Source organism: Pseudomonas sp. EU05-FHT14B02, from assembly GCF_058791055.1.
In genome coordinates, this window is sequence record NZ_JBYTDD010000010.1 from 162,493 (window position 1) to 169,679 (window position 7,187).

The window sequence follows — 7,187 nt, forward strand, 5'->3', positions numbered from 1 at the left end:
GCGCCATTTTTGCGTTTGCGGCCCACAAGGCGGCAACGCGCTAAAAGGGTCGGTCTTATACGGACTGACAGCATTTCCCTCACCCATAGGGAAATCCCTCTCTAAATTCCGATTCAGTAGTGTGGTATTTCCTTAATGAAAGTGTTGAAAGGCCAGGACATCCTGGCACTTGGTTTTATGACGTTTGCCCTGTTCGTCGGGGCTGGCAACATCATCTTCCCACCTATCGTCGGTTTACAGTCCGGGCCCAATGTCTGGATGGCGGCGCTGGGTTTCCTGGTCACGGCAGTTGGTCTGCCGGTGATCACTGTTGTGGCGCTGGCCAAGGTCGGCGGAGCAATGGATGCCTTGAGCAGCCCGATCGGTAAAGTGGCTGGTGGCTTGCTGGCAGCGGCTTGCTACCTCGCTGTTGGCCCGCTGTTCGCGACGCCACGTACCGCGACGGTGTCCTTCGAGGTGGGCCTGGCCCCCCTGACCGGCGAGAGCCCGCTGGCACTGTTCCTCTACAGCTCGGTTTACTTCCTGCTGGTGTTCTTCATCTCGCTGTATCCGGGCCGTTTGCTGGATACCGTAGGGCGCTTCCTCGCGCCGCTGAAGATCATCGCCCTGGCCGTGCTGGGCATTGCAGCATTCGCTTTGCCGGCCGGTGACATTGGCCATGCAACCCCTGAATACGTTGCAGCGCCGTTTTCCCAAGGCTTCATCAATGGTTACCTGACCATGGATACCCTGGGCGCCCTGGTGTTCGGCATCGTCATCGTCAACGCCATCCGTTCCCGCGGCGTCGAGTCACCAGCACTGATCACCCGTTATGCGATCATCGCCGGGCTCATCGCTGGCGTAGGTCTGGCGCTGGTGTATGTCAGCCTGTTCCGTCTCGGTTCGGGCAGCCATGAAGTGGCCGCTGGCGCTACCAATGGCGCGGCGGTATTGCACGCTTACGTGCAGCACACCTTCGGTTCGCTGGGCAGTGGTTTCCTTGCCGTGCTGATTTCCCTGGCGTGCCTGGTGACGGCGGTCGGCCTGACCTGTGCCTGCGCCGAGTACTTCAGCCGTGTGGTGCCGTTGTCTTACAAGACGCTGGTGATCATCCTGGCTGCGTTTTCGCTGCTGGTGTCCAACCTGGGCCTGACCAAGCTGATTGCATTCTCGATCCCGGTACTGACCGCGATCTATCCGCCGTGTATCGTTCTGGTGGCGTTGAGCTTCTGCAAGGACTTCTGGCATGAGCAGGGTCGTATCCTCGGCCCGGTGATGCTGGTGTCGTTCATCTTCGGCCTGATCGATGCCCTGAAAGGGGCCGGCCTGGCGGATTGGATGCCGACACAAATGGCCCACCTGCCGCTAAGCGAGCAGGGCCTGGCGTGGTTGGTGCCGTCGGTGATGACGCTAGTGGTCGCCGTGGTCTGCGACCGCATGCTGGGCAAGCGCGAAGAAGCGCTGGCTTAAGCTTTACCGGCCCGTCACAAGCGGGCCTGTGAACAAAACAGAAATGCCCCGTATCAATCGATACGGGGCATTTTTTTATGGGGTGATGCGGTGTCTTTTCTTCTGCGCTAACGTCGAAATACTGCCATGGCCCTTGTAGGAGCGAGCTTGCTCGCGAAGGTCGTGAACTATAGCGCGTGATTTCTGGATAAACGCGTTGCTCTCAGGTTCTTCGCGAGCAAGCTCGCTCCTACAGGGTTTATGTACACCGCAAACACATCACAAGGATCTGCATGTCGTTCATCCAAGCCAACCTGATCCACATTCTTGCCGCCGTCTGGTTCGTTATCTGCTGGGGGGGGTACACCCGCTATGCCACATGGAAAGGCCGTGACACAGCGTGCCTGGCCAGTGTGCTGCATCTGTATCGTGAAGACTGGATGCGCCGCATGTTGCTGCGCGACAACCGCATCGCCGATGCCAGCGTGATCGGCAATCTGGAGCGCAATGCGTCGTTCTTCGCCTCCAGTACATTGATTATCCTGGCCGGTATTCTCACGGTATTGGGGGCTTCGGAACGGGCGGTATCCTTGCTGGCGGATATTCCGATGGTGCAGCAGGCATCCCAGGGCATGTCGGAAATCAAGTTGCTGTGCCTGGCACTGGTGTTTGTCTATGCGTTTTTCACGTTCAGCTGGTGCATGCGCCAATACAACTTTGCGGCGGTACTGGTGGGCTCGGCGCCGATGGTTGGCGAGCGTCATGTGTCGGAGCAGGAGCGCAAGGCGTTCGCTTCACGCGCCGCCCGCGTCATCTCCATGGCCGCCAACCAGTTCAACTTCGGACTGCGTTCCTACTATTTCGGCATGACCATGCTGGCCTGGTTTGTCAGCCCGTGGCTGTTCATGTTGATGAGTGCCGGCGTTGTATTTGTCTTGTACCGTCGCGAGTTTCATTCCGACGTACTCGACGTGATGGTCTATACCCCTACAGAGGCGCCGTTGCCGGAGGTAATCAAAGAGGCTGCTTGATGAGTATTCCATTCTGGTGCGTGTTTATCAGTGCTGTGTTGGTTTTCCTGGCGCGCATGCCAGTGACCAGGGCCATGAAAGAGCAGGGCGGCTACGACAACCACCTGCCGCGCCAACAGCAGATGCAACTCACAGGCCTGGGTGCCCGGGCACTGGCGGCGCATCAGAACAGTTTCGAAGCCTTCATATTATTCGCGGTGGGTGTGTTGATGGCGCATACCACGCAGACGGTGGGTTGGCTGATCGACTGCCTGGCGATCATCTTCGTGATCACGCGGGTTATCTACCTGGTGTGCTACTGGAAGGACCTGGCCTGGCAACGCAGTCTGGTTTGGCTGGTGGGATTTATCTGTTCGCTGTTGCTGATGATTAGTCCGACTTTTCGAACGATTTTGCTCTAACCACTTTTATCAAGGCAAAAGAAAACCCGCACTTGGCGGGTTTTCTTTTGTCACGCTAAAAACCGTATTAGTTCTTAGGCGCTTCCGGAGCAGCCGGAGCGGCTGGAGCAGCCTCTTTTGCCGCTTCTGCGTTCGATTCAGCCTGATCTTTGGCGGCTTCGGCGTTTTCTTTCGCCGCGTCGTTCACTTTATCCTGAGCTTTGCTCATGTCTTGCTGAGCTTGCTCAGCATGTTTGGCAGCATCTTGAGCTTTGTCCTCGGATTTTTTATCGCAGGCCGCGAGACCGAGGGAAGCGGTCAACATCAAGGCAATAGCTAAAGTCTTACGCATGGGGTGTTTCTCCTGATGAAAAGCATCTACTGGCATTAAGAGCCCACGCATCAGGGTTAAGTTCCTTAATTTTTTAAGATATATAAGTTTGTTCTAGTGCGGAACTTTTACCCGGGTCGCCACTGGACTGTACAGACATAAACAAGAGCTTTTATCAAATGACTGAAAATCCCGTTTTTGAGCGTGCAAAGCGCTTTCTGTCGGCGCTGCGACATTGCCAGGTACTTGGACTAAGCGTTCACAGCGCCAGCAGTGAAGGGCTGACGATTGTGCTGCCGTACAGCCCGCAGATCGTCGGCAATCCCGAAACCGGCGTGATTCATGGCGGAGCACTGACTTCGCTGATGGACACCGCCTGTGGCATGGCGACCCTCTGCGTGCTCCCGGAATTTGAAGTCTGCCCGACCCTGGACCTGCGCATCGACTACATGCACGCCGCCGAACCACATAAGGATGTCTACGGCTTTGCCCAGTGCTATCGGGTCACCACCGACGTGATTTTTGCCCGTGGCTTCGCCTATCAGGATGACCCGGGGCAACCCGTTGCCCATGTGATGGGCACTTTCATGCGCATGGGCAAGGGCATCAAAGGCACCAAGGGCTTTGGTGGCGTGGTTGCCGGGGGGCGCAATGAGTGAGTCGCTGAAAGAACAATTGCAAAAGGCCCATGAACAGGGCGATTACGCCTCGTTGCTGGATTTGATTCCCTATGCCCGGCTGATCGGCGTCGAATGTTCCCGGGTGGGAGATGAGTTGCTGTTCAAGCTGCCAGCGAACAAGGACAACATCGGTAACCCCTTGTTGCCGGCGATTCATGGCGGTGTGATCGCCGGTTTCATGGAATTGGCCGCGGCGCTGCACCTGTTGGTGTTTACCGGAACGCCCGGGGTGCCGAAGATCATCGACTTCTCCCTGGATTACCTGCGAGCCGGGCAGTTTCGCGATACCTGGGCCCGATGTCAGGTTTGGCGCCAGGGTCGCCGGGTCGCCAATGTGGCGATTACCGCCTGGCAAAGCACCGAAGCCGAGCCCATTGCCACGGCCCGTGCACATTTCAAACTCGAAGAGCCCTTGAAATCCTGAACTCAGCCCCAAACTCTGAGGACAACCCGCCGACGACCCTCAAGGTCGCGGCTTATGCCATCTGATTGGAGTTTGATGACCATGAGTGTGGAAACTCAAAAGGAAACCCTGGGCTTCCAGACCGAGGTGAAGCAGCTGCTGCATCTCATGATCCATTCGCTGTATTCCAACAAGGAAATTTTCCTTCGCGAATTGATCTCGAACGCCTCTGACGCTGTCGACAAGTTACGTTTCGAAGCCCTGGCCAAGCCAGAGCTGCTGGAAGGTGGTGCCGAACTGAAAATCCGCGTGAGCTTCGACAAGGACGCTAAAACCGTCACCCTCGAAGACAACGGTATCGGCATGAGCCGCGAAGATGCGATCACCCACCTGGGCACCATCGCCAAGTCCGGTACCGCCGATTTCATGAAGCACCTGACCGGCGACCAGAAGAAAGACTCGCACCTGATCGGCCAGTTCGGTGTCGGTTTCTACTCTGCCTTCATCGTCGCCGACAAAGTCGACGTGTTCAGCCGTCGTGCCGGCAGCGCCGCCAGCGAAGGCGTGCACTGGTCGTCAAGGGGCGAAGGCAATTTCGAAGTCGCGACCATCGACAAGGCCGAGCGCGGTACCCGCATCGTCCTGCACCTGAAGTCCGGTGAAGACGAGTTCGCCGATGGCTGGCGTCTGCGCAATATCATCAAGAAGTACTCCGACCATATCGCCTTGCCGATCGAGTTGCCGAAAGAAGTGGCAGCCGCTGAAGGCGAAGAGAAGCCAGCCGTCGAGTGGGAAACCGTCAACCGCGCCAGCGCCCTGTGGACCCGTCCGCGTACCGAGATCAAGGACGAGGAATACCAGGAGTTCTACAAGCACATCGCTCACGATTTCGAAAATCCGCTGAGCTGGAGCCACAACAAGGTCGAAGGCAAGCTCGAATACAGCTCATTGCTGTACGTGCCGAGCCGTGCGCCATTTGACCTGTACCAGCGTGAAGCGCCGAAAGGTCTGAAGCTGTATGTGCAGCGCGTATTCGTCATGGATCAGGCCGAGTCCTTCCTGCCGCTGTACCTGCGCTTCATCAAGGGCGTGGTCGACTCCAATGACCTGTCGCTGAACGTGTCGAGGGAAATCCTGCAGAAAGACCCGATCATCGATTCCATGAAGTCGGCGCTGACCAAGCGTGTTCTGGACATGCTGGAAAAACTGGCGAAGAACGAGCCAGAGCAATACAAGGGCTTCTGGAAAAACTTCGGTCAGGTCATGAAAGAAGGCCCGGCAGAAGATTTCGCCAATAAGGAAAAAATCGCCGGTCTGCTGCGTTTCGCATCGACCAGTGGCGACGATGGCGAACAGGTTGTCGGCCTGGCCGAGTACCTGGCGCGCGCCAAGGAAGGTCAGGACAAGATCTACTACCTGACCGGCGAAACCTACGCGCAGGTCAAAAACAGCCCGCACCTGGAAGTCTTCCGCAAGAAAGGCATCGAAGTGCTGCTGTTGACCGACCGCATCGACGAGTGGCTGATGAGCTACCTCAGCGACTTCGACGGCAAGAGCTTTGTCGACGTGGCGCGCGGTGACCTGGACCTGGGCAACCTGGACTCGGAAGAGGACAAGAAGGCCGCGGAAGAAGTCGCCAAGTCCAAAGAAGGTCTGGTCGAGCGTTTGAAGACTGCATTGGGCGAGTCCGTTGCCGAAGTGCGGGTTTCCCACCGCCTGACCGACTCTCCGGCGATCCTCGCCATCGGCGAGCAGGACCTGGGCTTGCAGATGCGCCAGATTCTGGAAGCCAGCGGCCAGAAAGTGCCAGATTCGAAGCCGATCTTCGAATTCAACCCGGCTCACCCGCTGATCGAGAAGCTCGACAACGAGCAGAGCGATGAGCGCTTCGGCGACCTGTCGCACATCCTCTTCGATCAGGCGGCCCTGGCGGCCGGCGACAGCTTGAAAGATCCGGCGGCCTATGTACGCCGTCTGAACAAGCTGTTGGTCGAGCTATCGGCCTGACGGTGTTGTAGAAAAACCCGCTTCGGCGGGTTTTTTCATTTCGGTGCTAAAACATCAGGAGTCAGAAATGAGCCAAATCACTGTACGTTCCGTTGCCTATCAGATTGACGGTCAGGCTTACGAAAGCCGTCTGGCCTTCGATGCCGACCACAAAGACCCGCGCCCGGGCTTGTTGATGGCGCCGAACTGGATGGGCGTCAGCGCCGGTGCCGAGGAGATCGCCAAGTCGGTAGCTGACAAGGGTTATGTGGTGTTGATTGCAGACCTTTACGGCCAATCGGTTCGACCGACGAACAATGACGAGGCTGGCGCGGCCATGATGCCGTTGAAGAATGACCGCCCATTGCTGCGCAAGCGCATGCAGGTGGCGTTCGAACAGCTGAAAAGCCAGGGTGAAGTGGCTGTCGATACTTCAAAACTGGCCACTTTCGGCTTCTGCTTCGGCAGTTGCTGCGCCCTGGAGTTTGCCCGTACCGGCGCGCCGGTAAAGGCCGCGATATCGTTCCACGGCACGCTGGACACGCCGGATCCGGCCGATGCGAAAAACATCAAGGGCAAGGTGCTGGTGCTGCACGGTGCCTCCGATCCACTGGTGCCGAAGGAGCAGTTGCCAGCGTTCGAAGATGAAATGAACGCGGCCGGTGTGGACTGGCAATTGCTGAGCTACGGCGGTGCGTTCCACTCGTTCACCGACCCGCACGCCAAGGTGCCGGGCATGATGATGTATGACGCGAAGATTGCCGCACGGGCGTTCACGTCGATGCATAACCTGCTGGATGAAGTGTTCAAGGGCTGATAGCTGGTTTCAGCCTGGATTCGGTCGGTGCCTTCGCCGGCCTCATCGCGAGCGAGCTCGCTTGTATGGTAGGACTTGAAGGGAGGAGGAGGGACAAGGCTCGATTCTGACTGTTGACGCAGTACAGACCG

General features: G+C 57.6%; 8 protein-coding genes. 7 read left to right on the forward strand and 1 reads right to left on the reverse strand.

Annotated elements, in window-relative coordinates:
* The first annotated feature begins 135 nt into the window (after nucleotides 1-135).
* The 3 genes from brnQ to AC3WTM_RS12110 all read left to right on the forward strand — a co-directional run bounded on the left by brnQ (nucleotide 136) and on the right by AC3WTM_RS12110 (nucleotide 2,860).
* Nucleotides 136-1,449 carry a branched-chain amino acid transport system II carrier protein gene (gene brnQ / locus AC3WTM_RS12100; RefSeq protein WP_057715825.1) on the forward strand — a complete coding sequence of 438 codons (1,314 nt, stop codon included), beginning with the start codon at nucleotides 136-138 and terminating at the stop codon, nucleotides 1,447-1,449.
* 272 nt (nucleotides 1,450-1,721) lie between these two features.
* Nucleotides 1,722-2,459, forward strand: coding sequence for a DUF599 domain-containing protein (locus AC3WTM_RS12105; RefSeq protein ID WP_102669684.1), 738 nt, complete (start codon nucleotides 1,722-1,724; stop codon nucleotides 2,457-2,459).
* On the forward strand, nucleotides 2,459-2,860 hold the full coding sequence (locus AC3WTM_RS12110) for an MAPEG family protein (RefSeq protein ID WP_102669683.1): 402 nt from the start codon (nucleotides 2,459-2,461) through the stop codon (nucleotides 2,858-2,860). The genes AC3WTM_RS12105 and AC3WTM_RS12110 overlap by 1 nt, the downstream gene beginning before the upstream one ends.
* Before the next feature lie 67 nt (nucleotides 2,861-2,927).
* Here AC3WTM_RS12110 and AC3WTM_RS12115 read toward each other — a convergent pair whose 3' ends face one another.
* Nucleotides 2,928-3,191 (reverse strand): hypothetical protein, encoded by a 264-nt coding sequence (locus AC3WTM_RS12115; protein WP_102669791.1) that lies wholly within the window; start codon nucleotides 3,189-3,191, stop codon nucleotides 2,928-2,930.
* 158 nt (nucleotides 3,192-3,349) lie between these two features.
* Here AC3WTM_RS12115 and AC3WTM_RS12120 point away from each other — a divergent pair, with 158 nt between their 5' ends.
* From AC3WTM_RS12120 to AC3WTM_RS12135, 4 genes are all read left to right on the forward strand, one after another.
* On the forward strand, nucleotides 3,350-3,829 hold the full coding sequence (locus AC3WTM_RS12120) for a PaaI family thioesterase (protein WP_102669682.1): 480 nt from the start codon (nucleotides 3,350-3,352) through the stop codon (nucleotides 3,827-3,829).
* Nucleotides 3,822-4,274 carry a PaaI family thioesterase gene (locus AC3WTM_RS12125; protein ID WP_102669681.1) on the forward strand — a complete coding sequence of 151 codons (453 nt, stop codon included), beginning with the start codon at nucleotides 3,822-3,824 and terminating at the stop codon, nucleotides 4,272-4,274. Before AC3WTM_RS12120 ends, AC3WTM_RS12125 begins: the two co-directional genes overlap by 8 nt.
* 81 nt (nucleotides 4,275-4,355) lie before the next feature.
* The gene (htpG, locus tag AC3WTM_RS12130) at nucleotides 4,356-6,260 is read left to right on the forward strand and encodes a molecular chaperone HtpG (protein WP_102669790.1); all 1,905 of its coding nucleotides are present in this window, start codon (nucleotides 4,356-4,358) and stop codon (nucleotides 6,258-6,260) included.
* A gap of 67 nt (nucleotides 6,261-6,327) precedes the next feature.
* Nucleotides 6,328-7,056 (forward strand): dienelactone hydrolase family protein, encoded by a 729-nt coding sequence (locus tag AC3WTM_RS12135; protein WP_102669680.1) that lies wholly within the window; start codon nucleotides 6,328-6,330, stop codon nucleotides 7,054-7,056.
* The last annotated feature ends 131 nt before the right edge of the window (nucleotides 7,057-7,187 follow it).